Annotated in this window: 22 protein-coding genes; 9 read left to right on the top strand and 13 right to left on the bottom strand. The window is 35.2% G+C overall.

Features of this window, described 5'->3' with window-relative positions; all coding sequences use genetic code 11:
- Positions 1 to 491 precede the first annotated feature (491 nt).
- Positions 492 to 1,145 (top strand): hypothetical protein, encoded by a 654-nt coding sequence (locus BM211_RS03710; protein WP_035435185.1) that lies wholly within the window; start codon positions 492 to 494, stop codon positions 1,143 to 1,145.
- Between the two features lie 76 nt (positions 1,146 to 1,221).
- Here BM211_RS03710 and BM211_RS03705 read toward each other — a convergent pair whose 3' ends face one another.
- Positions 1,222 to 3,255 carry a transglycosylase domain-containing protein gene (locus BM211_RS03705; RefSeq protein ID WP_035435187.1) on the bottom strand — a complete coding sequence of 678 codons (2,034 nt, stop codon included), beginning with the start codon at positions 3,253 to 3,255 and terminating at the stop codon, positions 1,222 to 1,224.
- A 303-nt stretch (positions 3,256 to 3,558) separates the two neighbouring features.
- On the opposite strand from BM211_RS03705, the gene BM211_RS03700 reads away from it, so the two are divergent.
- The 3 genes from BM211_RS03700 to BM211_RS03690 all read left to right on the top strand — a co-directional run bounded on the left by BM211_RS03700 (position 3,559) and on the right by BM211_RS03690 (position 6,101).
- Positions 3,559 to 4,179, top strand: coding sequence for a DUF47 domain-containing protein (locus BM211_RS03700; protein WP_035435189.1), 621 nt, complete (start codon positions 3,559 to 3,561; stop codon positions 4,177 to 4,179).
- An 11-nt stretch (positions 4,180 to 4,190) separates the two neighbouring features.
- Complete coding sequence (locus BM211_RS03695) at positions 4,191 to 5,189, top strand: inorganic phosphate transporter (RefSeq protein WP_035435191.1); 999 nt, start codon at positions 4,191 to 4,193, stop codon at positions 5,187 to 5,189.
- A 111-nt stretch (positions 5,190 to 5,300) separates the two neighbouring features.
- Positions 5,301 to 6,101: a sulfite exporter TauE/SafE family protein gene (locus BM211_RS03690; RefSeq protein WP_035435193.1), complete on the top strand. Its 801-nt coding sequence runs from the start codon at positions 5,301 to 5,303 to the stop codon at positions 6,099 to 6,101.
- A 550-nt stretch (positions 6,102 to 6,651) separates the two neighbouring features.
- On the opposite strand, the gene BM211_RS03685 is transcribed toward BM211_RS03690, so the two are convergent.
- Positions 6,652 to 6,876, bottom strand: coding sequence for a hypothetical protein (locus BM211_RS03685; protein ID WP_035435196.1), 225 nt, complete (start codon positions 6,874 to 6,876; stop codon positions 6,652 to 6,654).
- A 311-nt stretch (positions 6,877 to 7,187) separates the two neighbouring features.
- Here BM211_RS03685 and BM211_RS03680 point away from each other — a divergent pair, with 311 nt between their 5' ends.
- On the top strand, positions 7,188 to 7,700 hold the full coding sequence (locus BM211_RS03680; protein ID WP_035435198.1) for a Crp/Fnr family transcriptional regulator: 513 nt from the start codon (positions 7,188 to 7,190) through the stop codon (positions 7,698 to 7,700).
- A gap of 17 nt (positions 7,701 to 7,717) precedes the next feature.
- Here BM211_RS03680 and hmpA read toward each other — a convergent pair whose 3' ends face one another.
- The 3 genes from hmpA to BM211_RS03665 form a co-directional block, all read right to left on the bottom strand.
- Complete coding sequence (gene hmpA / locus BM211_RS03675; RefSeq protein ID WP_090995178.1) at positions 7,718 to 8,926, bottom strand: NO-inducible flavohemoprotein; 1,209 nt, start codon at positions 8,924 to 8,926, stop codon at positions 7,718 to 7,720.
- A gap of 418 nt (positions 8,927 to 9,344) precedes the next feature.
- Positions 9,345 to 9,863, bottom strand: a complete 519-nt coding sequence (locus tag BM211_RS03670) for a hypothetical protein (RefSeq protein WP_035435202.1) — start codon at positions 9,861 to 9,863, stop codon at positions 9,345 to 9,347.
- 124 nt (positions 9,864 to 9,987) lie between these two features.
- Positions 9,988 to 11,085: a site-2 protease family protein gene (locus tag BM211_RS03665; RefSeq protein WP_035435205.1), complete on the bottom strand. Its 1,098-nt coding sequence runs from the start codon at positions 11,083 to 11,085 to the stop codon at positions 9,988 to 9,990.
- A 121-nt stretch (positions 11,086 to 11,206) separates the two neighbouring features.
- Here BM211_RS03665 and BM211_RS03660 point away from each other — a divergent pair, with 121 nt between their 5' ends.
- Positions 11,207 to 11,404, top strand: coding sequence for a hypothetical protein (locus tag BM211_RS03660; RefSeq protein WP_020060182.1), 198 nt, complete (start codon positions 11,207 to 11,209; stop codon positions 11,402 to 11,404).
- Between the two features lie 50 nt (positions 11,405 to 11,454).
- On the opposite strand, the gene BM211_RS03655 is transcribed toward BM211_RS03660, so the two are convergent.
- The gene (locus BM211_RS03655; protein ID WP_035435210.1) at positions 11,455 to 12,321 is read right to left on the bottom strand and encodes a hypothetical protein; all 867 of its coding nucleotides are present in this window, start codon (positions 12,319 to 12,321) and stop codon (positions 11,455 to 11,457) included.
- A 111-nt stretch (positions 12,322 to 12,432) separates the two neighbouring features.
- Here BM211_RS03655 and BM211_RS03650 point away from each other — a divergent pair, with 111 nt between their 5' ends.
- Positions 12,433 to 13,209, top strand: coding sequence for a class I SAM-dependent methyltransferase (locus BM211_RS03650; protein WP_035435212.1), 777 nt, complete (start codon positions 12,433 to 12,435; stop codon positions 13,207 to 13,209).
- 33 nt (positions 13,210 to 13,242) lie between these two features.
- Here BM211_RS03650 and BM211_RS03645 read toward each other — a convergent pair whose 3' ends face one another.
- Entirely contained in the window at positions 13,243 to 13,452 is a 210-nt protein-coding gene (locus BM211_RS03645) for a hypothetical protein (protein ID WP_035435641.1), read from the bottom strand.
- A gap of 189 nt (positions 13,453 to 13,641) precedes the next feature.
- Here BM211_RS03645 and BM211_RS03640 point away from each other — a divergent pair, with 189 nt between their 5' ends.
- Complete coding sequence (locus tag BM211_RS03640; protein ID WP_035435214.1) at positions 13,642 to 15,183, top strand: bifunctional metallophosphatase/5'-nucleotidase; 1,542 nt, start codon at positions 13,642 to 13,644, stop codon at positions 15,181 to 15,183.
- A 38-nt stretch (positions 15,184 to 15,221) separates the two neighbouring features.
- On the opposite strand, the gene BM211_RS03635 is transcribed toward BM211_RS03640, so the two are convergent.
- From BM211_RS03635 to BM211_RS03615, 5 genes are all read right to left on the bottom strand, one after another.
- Positions 15,222 to 15,854 carry a response regulator gene (locus BM211_RS03635; RefSeq protein ID WP_090995175.1) on the bottom strand — a complete coding sequence of 211 codons (633 nt, stop codon included), beginning with the start codon at positions 15,852 to 15,854 and terminating at the stop codon, positions 15,222 to 15,224.
- Entirely contained in the window at positions 15,847 to 16,908 is a 1,062-nt protein-coding gene (locus BM211_RS03630; RefSeq protein ID WP_035435219.1) for a sensor histidine kinase, read from the bottom strand. Before BM211_RS03630 ends, BM211_RS03635 begins: the two co-directional genes overlap by 8 nt.
- Positions 16,908 to 17,648, bottom strand: coding sequence for a cell wall-active antibiotics response protein LiaF (gene liaF / locus BM211_RS03625; RefSeq protein WP_035435223.1), 741 nt, complete (start codon positions 17,646 to 17,648; stop codon positions 16,908 to 16,910). The genes BM211_RS03630 and liaF overlap by 1 nt, the downstream gene beginning before the upstream one ends.
- A 119-nt stretch (positions 17,649 to 17,767) precedes the next feature.
- A complete protein-coding gene (locus BM211_RS03620; protein ID WP_090995174.1) occupies positions 17,768 to 18,418 on the bottom strand; it encodes a PspA/IM30 family protein in 651 nt (216 codons plus the stop codon).
- 46 nt (positions 18,419 to 18,464) lie between these two features.
- Entirely contained in the window at positions 18,465 to 18,821 is a 357-nt protein-coding gene (locus BM211_RS03615) for a lmo0954 family membrane protein (RefSeq protein WP_035435228.1), read from the bottom strand.
- 436 nt (positions 18,822 to 19,257) lie between these two features.
- On the opposite strand from BM211_RS03615, the gene BM211_RS03610 reads away from it, so the two are divergent.
- Positions 19,258 to 19,533 carry a hypothetical protein gene (locus tag BM211_RS03610; protein WP_035435231.1) on the top strand — a complete coding sequence of 92 codons (276 nt, stop codon included), beginning with the start codon at positions 19,258 to 19,260 and terminating at the stop codon, positions 19,531 to 19,533.
- 440 nt (positions 19,534 to 19,973) lie between these two features.
- Here the strand turns inward: BM211_RS03610 and BM211_RS03605 are convergent, their stop codons facing one another.
- Entirely contained in the window at positions 19,974 to 21,284 is a 1,311-nt protein-coding gene (locus BM211_RS03605) for a Na+/H+ antiporter NhaC family protein (protein ID WP_090995171.1), read from the bottom strand.
- Positions 21,285 to 21,376: the final 92 nt, after the last annotated feature.

Raw genomic sequence — 21,376 nt, 5'->3', positions numbered from 1 at the left:
ACTCCCACCTCAAAATTCAGTGAAAACATTGTCCAGTTCCAGTGGCTAGAATGTTCGGTGGCTTCACTTCTTCCTGCGAGGTAAAAAACACCTCTACGTCAGAAGCTCCATCCCCCTCACATTCTGGACGAGCCACTTCCACATTTCTTTGTTGTCCAGCTTTAGCGGCTAGAATCTCCGGTCGTTTCGCCCCCTCGGACGAGGCAAAAAGTGCCTCTCCGCCTTGTGCGTGGGCGTCCTGCGATTCTGAGCGAGCCGCTTCCGCTTTTCTTAAGAAGTTAGGCGGGAGATAAACTGCCCGTAAAAGCCCGATTGGTGAGGGCTAATAATCAGTGGGGGATAAAGTCCCCCACTGATTAAAGTTTCACTTTATGTATACGCACATTTTTTATAAATTAGTCAAGTATCCTAGGTCTTGTCCTGTAAAGATGAATATCATATAACGACAAATGATTTAAAGAGAAATAATTTCCATTAAGGAGGAACTATGTATGATGTATCCATATAATCAGTCGAACTATTCTCGAAATTCGATGAGAAATTTTAAAAATTTAATTGGCACAAACGTAAGTGTTAATTTAGGGGGTCCAGAAAAAGGAGAGGGAACATTATTAAAAGTTCAAAGTGATTTTTGTGTAGTACAATCTGACGACGGTGTTGTTTATTATCCGTTACATCATATTAATGGCTTTGCCGAGCAATATGAAGATGAATCTGAAGAATCTGATGATAATGAACAAAACGACAATCAAAATAATCAAAATAATCAGAATGAAGACCCTATCATTGTAAGCGGAACTCGTTTTGGAAGTGTTATTAACCGGCTAAAAGGAGAAACGGTTCAATTGAACCAAGGTCCGAAGAAAATAGAAGGGACTGTTGTCGGCCGTACTAATAGTCATATTCTACTAGAGGTTGATGGTCAGGTTACGTATGTACCATCGTTCCATGTTCAAAGTATGCGCTGGAACTATAACAACAATGATAATGATAACAATAACGACAACAATAACAACAATGAGAATAACAATGAGAATAACAACAATGCTAATAACAATGATGATAATGAAACACGTAACCAAGATCGTAAGAAAGATGAGTGCAAAAGAAAGAAATGTAAACGACGCGAAAGACGTTGTGACTAAAGTAATAACGATCCCTATACTAACAATTTAAAATACATGTAAATCCCAGGTTATTTTATAACCTGGGATTTACTCTCTAAAAGGATGAAAACCATTCTTTTATTTTTTCCATCAAGTTCCCTTGTTGTTCTTTTCCTTGTTTGTCTTCTTGACGTTTTTTCTCTTCTTTTCGCTTCATTTCTTCTTCAATTGTTTGTAACTGTTTTGTATACTCAGCTTCTGGTATAAGAGACAAATCAAAGTTTTTTTGAATTGGCTTTCCAATTGCTTTATTCATAATATCACGAAACATCGTCGTCGTTATTTGACTACCTGCCGGCACAAAATGTTCATTATCTGTTTTATCGTAACCAACCCAAATAGATGCAAGCAATTCTGGTGTATAGCCAACAAACCATGAATCTTTTGAGCCGTTATTTGATTCATCCGCTAATTGTGTTGTTCCTGTTTTCCCAGCAGTCTCTGCATATTTAAGTTTCGCTTTTTTTCCAGTTCCTTTCTCTACAACTCCTTTTAATAAGTATGTCATCTTTTGAGCCGTTTTTTCATCCGTAACACGAATTTCCTTTTTGTACCATTTCCCTACTATATTCCCTTCACCATCTTGAATTTCTCGAATGGCATGTGCTTCCATTTGCACACCATCATTTGCAAATGTTGCGTACGCTTGTGCCATAACAAGAGGAGATGTGCCTTCACTCATTCCTCCTAGCGCTAATGGATACGATCGATCCTTTTCTTGCAGCGGAATACCAAACCGTTCTAAAGACTTCAATCCCTTTTCTAAACCAATTTGTTTTAATAGCCAAACAGCTGGTACATTATAAGAATTAGCGATTGCCTCATACATCGTCACATTACCATGGTATACATTCCCGCTATTTTTTGGTTTATATTCATTAATTTCAAGCGGTTCATCTTTTAATACATCATATACCTCATATCCTTGCTCTAATGCCGGTGTATACACTGCTAGCGGTTTTAACGTGGAACCTGGCTGACGTTTTAATTGTACCGCATGATTAAACTGTAAAAATTGATACGGTCCTCTCCCGCCTACAAGGGCTGGAATGCCGCCTGTTTTTGGATTCATAAGTACAACACCTGTTTGCATGATTTGATCAGAATTAGTCTTTGGAAAATATTGTTCACTATTTACAACCGCTTCTGTAGCTTCTTGCATTTTTGGATTTAATTCTGTGTAAATATGATAACCGCCTGATAAAATTTCATTTTGTGTTAATTTATATTTATTCATTGCCTCTCGAACGATGTAATCAACATATTGAGAGTACTTTCCTTTATATTTATCTTCGACACCGCGCTGAAGTGAAAGCCCTTCATCTTTTGCTATTTGAAATTGCTTCTCTGTAATATAACCTTGTTCTTTCATTAACGAGAGAACAATATTTCTTCTTTCAATCGACTTATTAAAATCTTTAAAAGGTGAATACGTAGAAGGTGCTTTAATTAACCCGGCTAAAGTAGCAGCTTCTGGAATCGTCAATTCCTTTACCTCTTTGTCAAAATACGTTTTTGCCGCTTTTTTAATCCCCCAGGCTCCTTCACCAAAATAAATTTGATTCAAATACATCTCGATAATTTCATCTTTTGTATATGTGCGTTCAATTTTCTTTGCGATAAAATACTCTTTAAATTTTCGTGAAAATGTCCGATCCTGTGTTAAAAATACGTTTTTAGCCAACTGTTGTGTAATTGTACTTCCTCCAGCAACAACTTCTCCTGCTGTTATATTTTTAACAATCGCATGGAAAATTCCACTATAATAGACGCCGCTATGCTCATAAAATTTTTTATCTTCTACTGCAACAACAGCTTCGACCATAACTTTCGGAATATCTTTCCGTTTAATTCCATCCGTTTTCGAAGAAGACAATTTTGCTGCTACTTCCTTATTTGCATCATAAATAACTGTCGGCTGAGGCACTGCTTGTTTTAATGCCGAAATATCTTGGATTGTGATCATAATATTAACAAAGATAAACAAGGATAAGAAAATTAAGCTAATCGTTAACAATGTGATTCGCAATTTTTTTCTTATTTTGAACCACTCCCGTATCTTTTGTAAATGAGTGCTACTCAACTTCATTCATTCACTTCCTCTATCTTACTTTCAAATGTATATATGTACAGTATGCCTTTTCAAATTTTCCATGATACTGCTATAATTCGTCAAGTATAAGCTCTCTTTATGAGTCATACTTTTATAAGAAAAGGACATTCTATAGACAAGAGCATCGCTAATTTATATTAATATTGCTAATTTTTCAATATGTCTAATGTTAAGTTTTTGTAAACTTTTCGATAAAATGTTTTAAAAAACGACAGCTTTTTGATAGAATGAACTAGCCAATATGCTTTACATAACTATTTTTTTGGTGGGGGTAACAATATGGTTTTTAAATCGAAGAAAGATAAATTTTCAGAAATGTTAGCGAACATTTCCGAAAATTTAAAAGAAGGCGCACAATATTTTGTGGAGTATAAAATTAAAAACGCAAGTGATTTAAAAGAATTCTCCATGCGCATGAAAGAATATGAGTCAAAAGGCGACTCATATATTCACGAAATCATTATGGAATTAAACAAAGCGTTTATCACTCCAATTGAACGTGAAGACATTTTACAACTTGCAATGAGTATGGATGATGTATTAGACGGATTAGATCATAGTGCTGGTCTATTTGAAATGTACTCTATTACAGAAGCTGATGAGTACATGATTAAGTTCGTTGATGCAATTAACCAATGTGCGATTGAGATTGCATCGTCTATTGAATTGATGTCTAATAAAAAGCTACTCGATATTCGTACAAATGCAATTAAGATTAAAGATTACGAATCAAAATGTGATGATATTCGCAGACATGCAATTAAACATCTGTTCTCTCGTGAAAAAGATCCAATTAAGATTATTCAATACAAAGAAATTTACGAAGAACTAGAAGAAGTTGCTGACAGCTGCCAAAGCGTAGCAAATGTTTTAGAAACAATTATTATGAAGAACGCATAAGGAGTTTGATCATGGATACACTCTTGATTTTAACCGTTTTAGTTGTCATATGTGCCCTAGCTTTCGACTTTATTAACGGGTTCCATGATACAGCAAATGCCATCGCAACAGCTGTCTCAACAAAGGCTTTAAAGCCAAGGCAAGCCATTATTATGGCATCTATTATGAACTTTTTAGGTGCAATGACATTTACGGGTGTAGCAAAGACGATTACAAAAGATATTGTTGATCCATTTACATTACCAAATGGTTCTGTCGTTATTTTAGCAGCACTAATTGCTGCTATTGCATGGAACTTAATTACTTGGTATTACGGGATTCCAAGTAGTTCATCTCATGCTATTATCGGTGCTATTGCTGGGGCAGCTATTGCCGCTGCTGGTGTACATTCATTAAACTATAAAGGTTTCATTAAAATCATTGAAGCTTTAGTTACTTCACCAATTATCGCTTTCGTCATTGGTTACATCGTGTATAGTATTTTTAAAGTTTCCTTTAAAAACTTTAACCTGACGAAAACGAACAAAAATTTCCGTTTATTCCAAGTGTTCACAGCTGCATTACAAGCTTACACACATGGTACAAACGATGCTCAAAAAGCGATGGGTATTATTACAATGGCACTTATTGCAAATAATTATCACACTTCATCAGATATCCCTTTTTGGGTCCAACTTGCGTGTGCGACTGCAATGGGTCTTGGTACTTCTATTGGAGGATGGAAAATTATTAAAACTGTCGGTGGACAAATTATGAAAATCCGCCCTGTAAATGGAGTAGCTGCTGATTTATCATCATCACTTGTTATTTTCGGCGCAACTTTCATTCATTTACCAGTAAGTACAACACACGTTATTTCATCTTCTATTTTAGGTGTTGGCGCTTCACATCGCGTAAAGGGTGTAAAATGGGGAACAGCAAAACGTATGTTAATTACATGGGTGATTACACTTCCTATTTCAGCTTCATTAGCTGCTTTATGCTATTACGTATTAAATCTTATTTTCTAAAAAAAGTCGTCTTCTTATATAGAAGGCGACTTTTTTGCAAACACACATCATTTTCATTCAAAACGTTGTATAATGAGTGATGTATTTGCTATAAAAGAGGAGATGTTATTGTTGGAATATATTATGCTACTACTTGTTGGATTATTAGCAGGTACGATTGGAAGTCTAGTTGGTCTTGGTGGTGGAATCATTATTGTTCCATTACTGATAGGCTTACACAGCCTATCCCCACAATTAGCCGTCGGCACTTCAATTGTTACTGTCGTATTTACAGGTTTGGCTTCTACCCTTACTTATATGAAGCATAAACGAGTTGATTATAAAAGTGGTCTTATTTTATTTATTGGGAGTGGCCCTGGTGGAATCATCGGATCTTGGGCAAATAAATTTTTAAATCAAGAATCTTTTTCTTTATATTTTGGAGTCTTTCTTATTTTCGTATCGATTTTACTAATGCTACGTGATAAAATGAAACCCATTTCCGTTTCAAGTAGTTCTGTTATTAAACGTTCTTTTACAACTTCAGAAGGAGAAGTCATCACCTATCAGTTTCCACCTTTTCTTGCAATCATTATTTCATTAGGTGTAGGTTTTATTTCTGGCTTATTCGGGATTGGCGGAGGTGCCTTATTAGTTCCAGCAATGATGCTTCTTTTTGCTTTTCCGGCTCAAATCGCCGTTGCTACATCCATGTTTATTGTTCTTTTATCTGCAATTGTAAATTCAGCAACTCATATTTCCCTTGGTAATGTTAGCTGGCTCTATGCCCTTGTTTTAATCCCAGGGGCATGGATTGGTGGGAAATTAGGAGCTTATATTAATACAAAGTTAAGTGGTAATGCCATTATCAACTTATTACGCATTACCTTAATTATTCTCGGCACACGCTTGATTATTAGTTCTATTTTATAACGCATTCTTTTTTAGAATGCGTTTCTTTATATACATATATATAAAAACACCCCTAAAATAATACATAAAACTGCGCAGACACATAATAAAATAAGGTTAGAAACATGTAATTTCCCCAAAACAATCACTCCTATGTTTGTTGCATCTTTTTCACTTAATCCCGCTCTAACGTACTGTATGACTCCTACCGAAAAAGGTAAAAATGAAAATTTCCTATTTACTTTATCATACCGAAAAAACACAACATGTACATTTACAATGCCCTAACAATATAGAAATGAGTATTACAAATCCTATATAATTATTACATTATATATACAATCTTATTGTTTTATATTTATAAATATATTCAATTTAATTTTCCAACCCATAAGCGCCAATATGACCATGACTTGCTTTTTCCTTTTGATTTAAACATTGCACGCGGTGGGACGTAGCCTCTCGCCTATCTAGACTTTCTTTCAGTTTTTATCTTGTAAATATAAAACAATCCAATACATGCTTCTCTCCTAAATGAAAAGAAGCATGTATTGGATTGTTAAAATTACCGTTAGTGTACAAGTGACCATCCCATAAAATCTTCGTGAACTTGTCTAGCTCGTTTATCATTTCGGTCGTATAATTCTGCATAACTATCAGTTTCTTCATCATACGTCATCGTATAAATGATTTGTCCATCTATTTCGACTGATAGAACAACTCCGCCCTGCATTTCTTCTACATGGATCACTGCATCAGCTGAAATTCTCACATCAGTCATTTTTTGATCTAACATGGTATGCCTCCTAAAAAAATATTCCTTTCTAATACCGTCCTTACACATACACGCTAAACAGTATACTACTGTAATACGGTATCTTTCGTCAATACAATTAGTAGACTTTATGTGGGTGAATGTCTTTTCTACTATATAAAGTGAAATATCTATGCATGACCAGTTGCTCTCGCCCTTCTAAGAGAAAATGGGTTTTTATGTCTTTTTTCAAAATGGATATATACAAGAGCTTCTATCTCTATCAAGTATAGTCTTATGTAAACAATTCCTCTATAATGAATAATAAAGCAAAATATAAAGAGGTGCTTATAGTGATTTTACATAAAGGAGAAGTATTATTTCGCCAGGGAGAGGAAGGCCCTCTATATTTTATACAAAGTGGTCTATTAAAGGTCGTTCGTGTCCAAGATGATGGCACATCTTTTTTATTTAACATTATTGTTCCAGGTGAAACAATTCCTCATCACTCATTAATCTCACCGAAAGAATATCATGGTACTGCAATCGCTTTAATGAAAACAGAAGTAACACCGATTTCATGTAACACATGGTATGAACAATTATATACAACCCCTGAATCTTATGCCAAGATCGCCCTCCAGCTGCAAACAAAATTACGCATGATGCAGCAACGTATCGACCAACTTACAACTGTCTCACCAAAAGAACGTCTTTATCGTTTACAAGAATGGTTTGCAACCTATTTGGGTGATATCCCTATTTATGAAATCTTAACGCAAACGGAAATTGGGCAATTAATTGGCATTCGCCGTGAAACAGTAAATCGTCTTCTTCGGGAACAAACAAAAAACGAGGTGAACTAACACCTCGTTCTTTTTCATTACTGTAAGCTTGCTGCTGGTCCGAAAAATTCAAAGTGAATTTTCTCTGATGAAACGCCCCATTCTGTCAATGCTGCGTGAATATTCTTCATAAATGGTACTGGTCCGCAAAAATAGAAGTCTGCTTCAGTAGAAGGAATAATAGTTTGTAACCATGCTAAATCAACATATCCTTCTTTATCATAATTTTTTCCCTTCGTATCTTGCTCAGTTGGTGCAGAATAGCATGTATATGCTTCTACTTGTTCATGTTCTTTTGCTATACTTGCAACATAATCTTTCATTGCGTGCACATCGCTGTTTAACGCACCGTGAATAAAGTATACATTGCGGTTTGGCGATTCTTGAATTAATGTATTTAACATACTCATCATCGGTGTAATTCCTACACCACCACTAATTAACACAACTGGTAATTGTGAATCCATGTTAAGTACAAAATCTCCTGCCGGTGCACTTAATGGTAACATATCTCCTTCATTTACATGATCATGTAAATAATTAGATACCATTCCCTCTGTACTCTCCATACCTTTCTCACGTTTCACACTAATTCGGTAATAATCTTTTCCAGGGGCATCGGATAAACTGTACTGACGGTTATGTGTATATGTTTCTCCTTCAATATTAAGCTGTATGCTTACATACTGCCCTGGCAAAAATGAAGATAGTGGTCCTTTATCTTCTGGCTTTAAATAAAAGGATGTAATCACATCACTCTCTTTTTCTTTTTTCACGACGATAAAGTTACGAAAATCTTTCCAACCACCTGCTTTTATTGCCGCTTCTTCATACATCTCTGCCTCTATACTAATAAACGCATCAGCAATTACACCATAAGCTTCTCCCCAAGCATCTAATACTTCTTGCGGCGCATGAGCTACTTCTTTAATGGCTTGTAATAAGCATGTTCCAACAATCGGATAGTGCTCTGCTTTAATACCTAAGCTACGATGTTTATGTCCAATTTGTTTTACAACTGGAATAATTACTGCTAAATTATCAATATAATTTGCAGCTGCGTATACTGCATTTGCTAAAGCTTGTTGCTGTCTTCCTTTTTTTTGGTTTGTATGGTTAAAAATATTTAATAATTCCGGATGCTCAGAAAACATAATTTGATAAAAACGGGTTGTAATCTCTACACCTTTTTCTTGTAATAACGGTACAGTTGATTTTACAATTTCAATTGTTTTTTCACTTAACATGCTATTCACTCCTCTATTTCTTTATCTACTTCTATTGTATAAGATATCCAAATTAAAGACTGTGATTTTAATCACTATAAACATGATGGTTTTGTGAAAAACTTGTAAAGTGGAAATTCCCTATCGATAACATAACATTTCCAACAATGCGTTTCCTTATTACTTCTTTTGTGAGATTGTAATAATTATTTCGTAACTACTCAGCCATACATTTCATTTAGAAGTTTGGTAAGAGGTATGATTTAAGTAGAAATACGCTTACCTATAGAAAGTTATTTTTATTTTTAAGCATTTAGATTGCTGCCTTTCTTTGTTTTAATGGCAGGAAAAGGCCCTGACCGCTCCTATACCATTTAAAAAATGCTTTTCTGTCATTATTTCTAAATCCATTATAAAAAGACATACTACGTATGTCTTTTTACGATGCTTGCAATGCTTGTTCAATTACTTTCACATCTCTTCCATTTCCAAACTCTGTATAGCCCCAAATATTCGTTTCACCTGTATATTTGTTTACGATAATATCAAGATCATGGTATACACGATGTGCATAAACAATATATTCGATATTTCGGGTAGTGACTCCCTTTTTCAAAATTTCATAACTTCGTTTCACATCTCGTTTTATTTGTTTGTTTTTTACTATTTTCTCAAAATCTTTTAAAGCATTCTCCTGTTCTTGATACCATTTCATAAAATGATCCCAATCTCCATCTGAATACTTTTCCGCTTTTCCGTAATTTAAAAAAGTATTGTAGCTTTCATGTGTTTTACTAATAAATTGTTGCACTTCTTTCGTCTCATCTACATCTTCTACTTTTGGCATTGACGCTACACCAACTGGCTTACTTGCATAGTGTATAAAAAATTTGCTTAAACCGTAACTAGCGCCTCCCATAACAAGAAGAATTCCAAGTATACTCCACATTTTTTTCATACACACTACCCCTTTTCTTTATGTAAACATTACATTTATTTCCGAAAAGCGTAATATTTGTAATATTCCATAAAAAAATAAGGATTCCTGTATAAATCGTTCTTACCATTTCGACAACGTTTTTTTACAAATTACGTGTCGGAAGTTGATCTTGCAAAATAATATTAGCTTGATAGGAAGCATAGCCAAGAACTGCAAATAATAACATGTATAAAATAAATATACCTATACGTGTTTTCATATTTGCAGAATAGTAATTTTCATGCTGTTTTTTTTCCTTTTCCCACTTATCTAATGTTCGTTCTGACACGGCTATTGCATCTTGCATCAATGCAAAGTGCTGTTCTCTTTCCTCTTCATACGGTACATAATCAAGTGGTTCAAATTTAGGATGCAAGTAATCTAACGCTATTTTTCTTTGACGCTCTTCTTTTGTTACCGTTTTATCTCGTTCTTTTTGGCTAAGCATCATCACTTCATAATGCATCATATAGATGGTACGATGAAGTGCACCTGTTTCTTGCAATTCTTCCTTCAAACGGACCATATATTCTTTTACAGTATTTATTTTCCAACCAAGCTCTTGGATCGGTTGATTTCGCTTTAATACTCTGTTCCATTCAAGACAACCTAATATAAAAATAAATCCAAGAAAAATACTTTTTTGAAAAATTGCATAACCAAGCAATATAACAAGGCCAATTGCCCAAATTTTCGTACTTACAACAGAAACAATTCGCCCACCATCAAGTGGTGATACGGGAATTAAGTTAAAGAAATTAATCATACTACCAAGTACAATAACTAGTGCCCAAAACGGATCTTTTGTTATCATATATAACGGAATCGCTGGTAAAAAAGAAAGTAACCCAAACAATGGTCCCATATATGCAATATATGCCTCATCTTTTGCATTTTTAGGCATTTCTTTCATTCCTATAACAGCTCCCATAAACGGGATAAAAATAGCAGGTGATGTTGCAATCCCTTTTCGTCTCGCTGCCCATAAATGACCCATTTCATGAATAAGCATTAAGTATACAAGCGCAACGCCAAATTTCCATCCGTATATTGCTGCATAAGCGCCAAGAGATAGCAACATACTAAATATAGTAGAAAACTTTGCTAATTTCACAATCGCAAATACCCATTTGAATTTAGACAATAGAAAAACACCAACCGCTGCAATAATTCCCCATAGTCCTTTTGTATTTTGTTTCATATTCTTCTCCTTACCATTCATTCTTTTCATCTTATTATGTCATATTTTTTTAGTTTATTGGAAACTATCGTTTAATTCCTCCATTTTTAGCCAATACTATCAATGCAAGGAGGTGAAAACGATGACATTGCAATCTGTTATGATCGGTGCCTTATCTTTTCTAGCTTCTATGCTAATTTTTTATACTGTTGGACATGTATTACTATTAGATTGGCTACCCGATAATATTTTTATTAGCTCCATTATCCTTTCTGCACTTATTATCGCTTATTTTATTACGCGAAAATCCATGAGTGAGCCTTCAACTAAAACAAAATAAAAGAGTGATGATGTCTTATCACTCTTTTTCTCATTTCCTATATATAACTATTATCTTTCTAACTGCATCTTCTCTCCATATTCTTTCACTATTTCAATAATATTTTGAAACGCACCTATCTCTTCTTTTTTATTATTAAATACTTTTAAATTGTATTGATCATAATACGCTTCTAACATTTTTAATTGAGATGATGAAATACTGCTAACAGGAACTACAAAGTTCACTTCATATTGTTTATACCCTTCTTTCACTAACTCACCTTGTACTTGTTCACTGTTTTCTTTATTGATTACCTTTTGTACTTTTACAGGAATTTGCAATTGAAAATAATAGTTTTTTTCTTTTTCCAACTTTTTATATAATGCATCTGAAATTGTATAATACACCGTATAATTTACTGTGTTTTCCTTTGTTTTAATGTGAAAACGAGTAATTTGTAAATCTTTTTTAGTGATTTGTGTTATAGCTGATTGTTGTTCGCCACCATTTTGTGTTAAAGGAACTGCTGGGAATAAAGAGAGAAGTTTTTCGGTATTCACTTTTGATAAAAGATAAAAGCTTTTTGGATCTGTCTCTTTTTGTAGCCACCCTGTTCTCGCTTCTGTACGAAGCCAAGCTTTATATTTTTCTTCTTGTCCATTTTTCTTAACTGTAATGACATATTCCGGTTCACCTAATTCACCGATTACGTTTTGTTTCTCTGCTTTACTTATAATATTAGCCGCTATTTTTGCTTCTTCACCCTTCAATGTTGCTTCTTTTTTCCCTACTAAAGATACAATCACTTCTACATTCTCTTCCATCATGCGCCCCGCTTCTTTTGTTAATTTTTCACTTCGGTCTTTTTTCTCATCCGTTTGATTACATGCCACTAATAAAAAAAGAAGGAACATGAATAACCATTTTTTTCGCATAGCTCTCATCCTCATTCCTTAAAATAAGAAAAACTTATTGTACCTGAAAGAAAACAAAATCATTCTAACTAATGAAATTCGATATAATATAAATGAAAAGGAGGTTATAACATGCCAATAGATTTTCATAGTTCAAACAACAAATATACGTATACCAATCGTCAAGTATCAGATTCATGGACACATATGATACAAAATATTGTAGATATTAAAGAAAAAAGAGTGGTTGATATTGGATGTGGCGGTGGTATTTATACGAAACAACTCGCTATGATGGGGGCAGTTGAAGTAACTGGTGTTGATTTTTCAAATCAGATGATCCAAGCTGCAAAGGAAAATTGTGCTCATATATCAAATGCTTCCTTTTTACAAGGTAACGCTTATCGTATCCCCTTTGCAGATGAAACATTTGATATTGTGCTATCACGAGCTGTCATTCATCATCTAGATCATATTCCAAAATTTCTTCAAGAAGCATATCGCATTTTAAAACGAAATGGCATCCTTATTCTCCAAGATCGGACAATTGAAGACTGCACAATTCCAGGAAGTCCAGAACATATTCGTGGCTATTTCTTTTCTTGCTATCCAAAATTAATCGAAATAGAAGCAAAACGAAGACCGGAAACTAATCAAATCCTTCAATTGTTATATGATAATGGCTTCTTGCCAAATCCGATTCAAACTTTTTGGGAAATTCGTAAAGTCCACCCTTCAATTGAAGATTTACTTCAAGACTTATCACCACGAACTGGTCGCTCTATTCTCCATGAATTATCAAACAATGAACTTTCTGGGTTATTACAACATATTCACTCTAAGCTTTACGAGAAATCCCCTATCATCGAACAAGATCGTTGGACAATTTGGACAGCTGTGAAAGAGTAACAAGCCTCACATCACGTGAGGCTTGTTACTCTTTCATAACCTTGTTCTGCAACACTCTTGATATCCACCATTTCTTTGCTGTGCAGTCCCACACTTCGGACATACTAAAAATCTAGATTGATTTGCAAACAAACTACCTTTATCAAAAAGTAACACTCCTGCTTGTTTAAACGAACGAGAATAATATAACCATATAAAACCACAGATTGCAGTAATACATAACAATACACCCATTACAAGCATTTTCGTCACCTCTGCTTCGTCTGTTCTTTCCAGCAAGTGGATAAATATATTATTCTCTATAATGAACATTAAATCCTTCTTTTCGCTGTAAAATAAAAAATTCCATAAAAGATTTACGATTTTTTAATAAAATAAAAAGTTGTCCCTCTAATACAATAAAAATACCAGTATATATAAAGGAGTGACAACATGTTTATCTTTCTTATGTACATCCCTTTTCTTATTTCTATAATGCTTTCTTCATTTTTTTCTCCTTCAGAATCCCCTGAAATACCTGTACAAATCATTGGATTAAACGATTTACATGGACAAATCAACACCACTACACCGCTGCACGGAAAGCCTGCCGGTCGCGCTGAGTACATAGCCTCCTATATTAACGCTTATAAACAGCAATTTCCACATACCTTACTTGTCCATACTGGTGATATGATTGGCGGCAGTCCTCCCATTTCAGCTCTCTTTCAAGATGAGCCAACAATAGATTTTTTAAATATGCTACAATTTGATGTTGGAACAATTGGTAACCATGAATTTGATGAAGGTGTAGGGGAGCTGAAGCGACTAATTGATGGCGGGTTTCATCCGAAAACCGGTATGTTTCCAGGTAGTTCTTTTCCTTATGTTTGCGCAAATGCACTAGATGCTAACACAAATCAACCTCTATTCCCACCCTATGCAATTAAATGGATTGACGGTGTTCCGATTGCTTTTATTGGCATCGTTACAAAGGAAACACCTTTTCTTACAATGCAAAGCGATATGTCAGCAGTCACTTTTATAGATGAAGCTACTGCTGTTCAAACGTACGTACGAGAATTACAGCAAAAAGGTATCCATGCTATTATCGTTCTTGCTCATCTCGATGGGAAGACAACAAATGGAGCTACTTACGGACCACTTGCTGATTTAGCAAATAAACTTGATGATGATGTCGATATACTATTTGGCGGACACAATCATTCTTATATGAATGGATATGTGAATGGAAAATTACTTGTTGAAGCATATTCTTACGGGAGAGCTTTTGCAAATGTGCAGCTCACAATTGATCGTAGAACGAAAGATATTACAAGAAAAACGGCAAAGATTATCCCTACTTATCATGATCAACTGCAACCTAATTCACTCACCCAATTATGGCTCCAAAGCTATCAAACAAAAATAGCCCCACTAACCGAGCAAGTACTCGGAAACAGCGTACACGAGCTGACGCGTGATCAAAATAAAGATGGGGAAGCAGATCTTGGTGCTCTTCTTGCTACATCCCAGCGTCAAGCTATGCAAGCTGACATTGCATTTGTTAACCTCGGCACTATACGCCATAATTTGCCAAAAGGTTTCATTACATGGGAAAATACATTTCTCATCCAACCCTTTGAAAATACACTCATTAAAATGGATTTAACTGGTAGAGAAATTCAAAGCGCACTACACGAACAATGGGATGATGAAATGCGTATATTACAAGTATCTGGAATTCGTTACACATGGGGAAAAAATGGAGTAGAATCCATTACACTAGAAAATGGGGAGCCGCTTCAAGACCATACGACATACTCTGTCGTCGTAAATTCTTTCCTGGCAAATGGGGGCGATAAGTTTACAATTTTTAAAAAAGGACGAAATCGTGTTGAAGGTCCGACAGATCAAGAGGCACTCGCAAATTTTATCCGTTCTAATCCATCTTTAGAAAATGTTCAAGTGAATCATATTCAAAAAATACAGTGAATGCTTGCAAACTAAAAAAGGCTTCTCTACAGCCTTTTTTAGTTTGCAAGCTGATGACGAAACGCATAAATAACCGCTTGTGTTCGATCACTTACATGTAATTTATTTAAAATATTACTTACATGCGTCTTCACTGTTTTTAAAGCAATAAATAGTTCATCTGCAATTTCTTGATTACTCTTTCCTTCAGCAATCAATAATAAAATTTCAAACTCTCGTTCTGTTAACTCTTCATGAAGCGGCTGTTCCTTTTTTTGACGCATACGTGACATCATTTTTCCAGTAACTTTCGGTTCAAGTACTGTTTCCCCATCGTATGTCGCTCGAACTGCATCGGCTATATCACTTGCTCTAGATGTTTTTAACAAGTAACTCGTTGCACCAGCTTCAATAACCGGATATAATTTTTCGTCGTCTAAGAAACTTGTCACAACAACAATTTTTGCTTCTGGCCATTCTTGAATAATTGTTCTTGTGGCCTCAACACCGTCCATTTCATCCATAACAAGATCCATTAAAATTATATCTGGTTTTAGTAATAATGCTAATTCTGAACCTTTTCTTCCATTTTCCGCTTCTCCTACAACTTCAATGTCCGGCTGAGTCGATAAATACGCTGATACGCCCATACGAACCATTTCATGATCGTCAACAAGCAATACTTTAATCATCTTGTTCCTCCCCTCTTTCTAAAAGAATCGGCACTTTCACCTCAATTTGCGTTCCTTTATTCGGAAAGCTTAATACCTTTAAAGTTCCACCAATTTCATGAACACGCTCTTGCATAGAGCGAAGACCATATGACCCTGCCTTGTTCACTCCTACTTCAAATCCTACGCCATCATCAATAATTTTTAAAATTGCGTATTCATCAATTTGGCGCAGCCTCACTTCTGTCTTCTTCGCTTTTGCATGACGTAATGTATTGGACAGTGCTTCTTGTACAATACGGAATAAGTGATCTTCTACACCTTTTTTTAATTGAATTGGCTCAATCAACCATTCAATCTTCATATGTTGTTTTCGTGAAAGCTCTGTTAATAATTCTTCAATGCCTTCTGTTAACTTTTTACCTTCTAATTGGACAGGACGTAAATGAAGAAGTAACGCTCTCATTTCTGATTGAGCATTTACAACCATATTTTCAACAAGTTTTAATTGCTTTTGAGTCGACTCTGGTATATGAGCGGTTTGCTCATTAATTGCTGACATCATCATCGACATCGCAAAGAGCTGTTGACTGACAGAATCATGAAGCTCTCTCGCTAAACGATGCCGTTCCTCTGAAATAGCTTGTTGTCTCATCTCTTCATTCCAATGCGCACGTTCATTCGTTACTTTTTGAAATAATCCTGCTTGCTCTTCTAAACGTCTAGCAAGCCCAATTACCTTCCGTTCTACTTCATGAAATTCATCTTCTGCTGTAAACGAAGCATCTCTTGGAAAATTTCCTCTTTCTACTTCAAATAGAAAAGTCGTTAACCCTTGAATTCGCAGCTGCATATAATACCCAATTGCATATCCAACAATTCCACCTATGAGAAGACTCGTACAGATAATAAACAAGCTAACAGGAACAGAAGCAATCGATTCTTTCCATAATAAATCATACACATTTTGCTGGCTTTTCCATACATAAACGATGGTACAAATAAGTGCAATACTCATAGAAGATAATATTGAATAACGGATATACATCCATGAAATGTTCTTCTGTTTTTTCATTATACTTTCCTCACTTCCGTATCGCCTACGATAAGCGAAGAAATAATTTTAATACGGCGAGGAGCTTCTTTATACTGTTCCGTTCTAAACTTCACATTACGATTAAAGCCTGTTTCTTCATGCGCTGGAAGCAATATTCTCCCAACAATAACAGAATGATTCAAAGATAATTCAATATCGTATGGAACATACAAACGAATATTACCAATCACACCGCGAATGACAATGACAGTTTCGCCTTCTGGAATCATAGCTGTTGTTAAATCAATTTCAATATCTCCGATTCCATATTGAATATTAACATCCTCTAACTCATATATATGATCCATTATTCGTACGTTACCAACCATTATATTCTTTATATACGGCTCTGTTCGATAGATTGGTTTTTCTTCATTTATATATTCTTTTTCCTTAATTTCAACCTGTACCGCTTTTGACTTTTGCTGGCCTTGTATCAGCTGGTAGCCTATGAAAGCTAGGCAAGCAAATAAAACGAGCACGAAGGCTGCTGATGAAAATAGGAAAAATAAGAAAACAAGTCCCCCAACAAATAAACACACATTCCCTCTCACATATCGATTCTTTTTTCGATAATGCCTCCCAAACATAATCATAATAAAGGCAAAAATAAGAGCACCAGGCTCAAAATGACCGAGAATCATATCGAGAAAAAGACCGACCCCAAATATGACGAGGAGCATCCCTAATAATTGTGTTTTCGAAAATTGTTTCTTCATTGCAGCTCCCCCTTCTTTATTATATATACATAGAAGAAAAAGGTATTGTATTCCAACACCTTTTCTTCTATCACTATATCATAAGCTCATTTTATAATATACTACAATTATCTTATTACCTATTTGTCTAAAGATACTTCTTTTTTCGCTTTCATTTCGCGTTCAAGCTTTGCAATCTTCATATCAAATGTGTCACGTTCATGATCTTCATTGATACGAAGCTCTAAATCACGAATGTGATCTTCTATTTCTTCAAAGCGTAAAAATGGGTTATTTTCATCCATTTTATGAAGAGTCGTATTCATACGGCGGTTTGCATGTGCCATATTTTCACGTGCCATTAATTCCATACGTTTTGCATTCATTTCTTTTAATTTATTTTTCATTTCTGATAGACGACGTTCTAGCTCATCTATTTGTTCTACAACCCCTTCATACATTTTTTCTAAGCGAGCTACTTGCCCTTCGTAGTATGCTACTTCTTCTAATGCACGTTCATGTAGTTGCATTTCTCCTGCTTCCCTTGCAATTACAGCTTGCTTGGATCTTTTATTTACGAAATAACGCGCCCCTTCAAGCTCATGAGCAAAATTAGATTTTAATGTTCTGTGACGCTCAATTAATTTTTCAATTTTTGTTACTTCACGCTCACTATTACGTAAATATTGATTTAACATCGCAATTGGATTTTTTCTTTCTTTCTCGTCTAACACATTATGAAAATCTGCAAGTACTGCATCTCGTACACGTCCGAATAATGATTGTTTCATTTTTAATCTTCCTCTCTTCTACTCTATTATTTTTTGTTATTTCATATTAGTTATTTTTCATTAATCTGTTCCACTCATCTTCAAAATTGCTATACGGCTTCGAGCTGTCTGAAGCAGCCTCTACTACATGTTTCTCTTTTTTCCACTCACGGTATCCATAATATAGAACGACTAATGCCGCAATACCGATTAATGCTGGGGAATGGGACAGGGCAATTGACAAGCCGATTAAACCGACGATCCCCCAAGCTAGTTTTCCAAAAAATGATTTTGCTCGCACAAATGATTTATAGCTCCAATACACAATCCCTGCTCCAATTGCTAATCCTACAATACCAGCAAGACTTCCAAGAGCAATTAAAGCCAAAATACCGGCTGCCATAAACGCTAAAAATTGTTTCATCTTGTGCTTGCCTCCCTTCGTTTTGATACTCTTATCTTACCTAGATTTTCATTTTTCTATAACGAGCTTAAGAACCGTTTTTCTCTCAGACTTAAGTCCTATTTATTATCAGACCGTAATTACTCAGTTATCCTTTGAAAAAAGACTGAAAAGCATCTTTTTTAAATGGGAGAGTGGGACTGGCTATGTATAGGAGCGGTCAGGGCCCTTTCCTGCCACGTGCAACGTTTTAAAACAAAGAAAGGTAGCAAGGTGCTTTACCGTTTTTATCTTTATGACCTCAATCTATCTGCTAATGAAGTGTATGGCTGAATAGTTACTTAAAAAGAAACGAAGAAATTAGGTAATTTATGTTAAAATAATGAGAAGCAAAATTGTCTTCGTTCTCTAAAAAGCAGGATAGTTTAAGAGGGATTGTTGAATTGGGGGTGAAGAATTGAAATATAATAAATCAAATAGGGCTTTAAGGATTGGAACTAATATCGTACTTATTTTATTAATCTTAGGTGCAATACAAATGTTTTTTGATGAAAACTATACAAATGACCACTTTGGTGGGTTATTTTTGATAGCTTTTTGGATGGTTAGAAGTATTTATGGTTTTACCATAAATTTAAAAGAAGAAAATAAGAAGTTAGCATTAATTGATTTAGTTTTAGCAATTTCCGCTTTTTATTTTATATTTTCTCAGGGTATTAAATATTTCTTCTGAAAATAATTTATTCACTAACAGAGCTTTAATTGAATAAGCCTCATACAAAAGTAAAACTCAGAGTCATATAGGGACTCTGAGTTTTTTTTGCGTGTTATTTACTGTGCAAATTAACAGTAACTACTCAACCATCCACTTCATTTTTCAGCATATAGATTGCTGCTACGAAGATAAAGTGAACCTTCCTTTCATGGATGCTTTTCCCATGAAAGGTTAGCCCTCACCAATCGGGCTTTTACAGGCAGTTATCTTCGGTGATTTCCCTCTATCTTTACTGCCCGTTAATGCGGGGTAAAAATGGCAATGCACTGCTGCCTTTCTTTGTTTTCACACTTCGCGCGTGGAAGAAATAGGAACTGACTGCTTCTACGCATGGCTAGTCCCTCCCAGACCATTTAAGAAAGTGCTTTTCTTCCTTTTTTCATAGAGCGACTGAGTAGTTATGCTGTTTTTTGATATTCCTTTTTCTCAGGCGAAAGACGCGGGAAATTAATGACAATTGAGATAATTCCGCAAACAGCGACTAACATTGGATAAAATGAGTACGGTAATAATTCAATTGGTGAAAGGGAAGCAAATCCTGCCGCCGTTAACATTTGTGCACCGTACGGAATTAATCCTTGCACACTACAAGAGAATAAATCTAACAAGCTCGCCGATTTCTTCGGATCAATATGATATTGATCTGCCACATTCTTTGCTAATGGACCTGTGAAAATAATAGAAATTGTATTATTTGCTGTGCACATATTTGTCATACTTACAAGACCAGCAATTCCAAATTCTGCACCTTTTTTCGAACGAATATTGCGTGTTAGCACATTCATTAAATATTGAATACCGCCGTTATATTGAATGATTTCGACCATTCCACCGATTAAAATTGCTAATAATACAAGCTCCATCATTCCATTAATTCCTACTGTAACACTTTTAAAGAAGCTTGCGAGTGTAAAGCTTCCATCAATCATACCGATAATACCAGCTAACACCGTTCCTCCCGTTAATACAACTAATACGTTATATCCAAGCAGCGCCGTAATTAACACTCCTGCATACGGTAAAATTTTCACCCAATTAAACGCATGTGCTGTCATATTTGTATGAGTTCCTAACGTAAGAACAACTAACAGTATGCTCGTAACAATAGCAGCTGGTAATACAATTAAGAAATTTGTTTTAAATTTATCTTTCATTTCCGTTCCTTGTGTACGGACAGCTGCAATTGTCGTGTCTGAAATAAAAGATAAATTGTCGCCAAACATCGCACCGCCAACAACCGTTGCCATAGCAAGTGCCATAGAAATATCCGTTTGTCCACTAATCCCTACTGCAATTGGCGCCAATGCAGCAATCGTCCCCATTGACGTTCCCATTGCTAATGAAATAAAAGCACCGATAGCAAACAACCCAACAACTAAAAATCCTTGCGGCAGAACAGAAAGCGCTAAGTTTACAGTTGCTTCAACGCCGCCCATGCCTTTTGCCGTTTCAGAAAATGCACCTGCTAATACAAAAATTAATACCATAATCATGATATCTGGATTGCCAGCACCTTTAGCAAAACGTTCAACCTTTGTCGTAAAATTTTCTTTTCTATTCATTACTAATGCAGCGGCAACTGCAATTAAAATCGCAACCAGAATTGGTAACTTATAAAAATCCCCTGTAATTATACCAGAACCAATAAATAATGCTAAAAATATGCCAAGTGGTAATAATGCCCATGCATTTCCTTTTGTTTGTTCCAAAGTAATATCCTCTCCTATTTCTAAACCTATCCTTCACAAGAGCGAAAAAGACCTCTTCTGAAGAGAAGAGGTCTTATATATCATATAAGAAA

Source organism: Bacillus sp. 491mf (assembly GCF_900112415.1).
In the GTDB taxonomy this organism is placed as follows: Bacteria; Bacillota; Bacilli; order Bacillales; family Bacillaceae_G; genus Bacillus_A.
The sequence above is the reverse complement of the archived record's forward strand: the minus strand, read 5'-3'. Positions and strand labels throughout refer to the sequence as shown.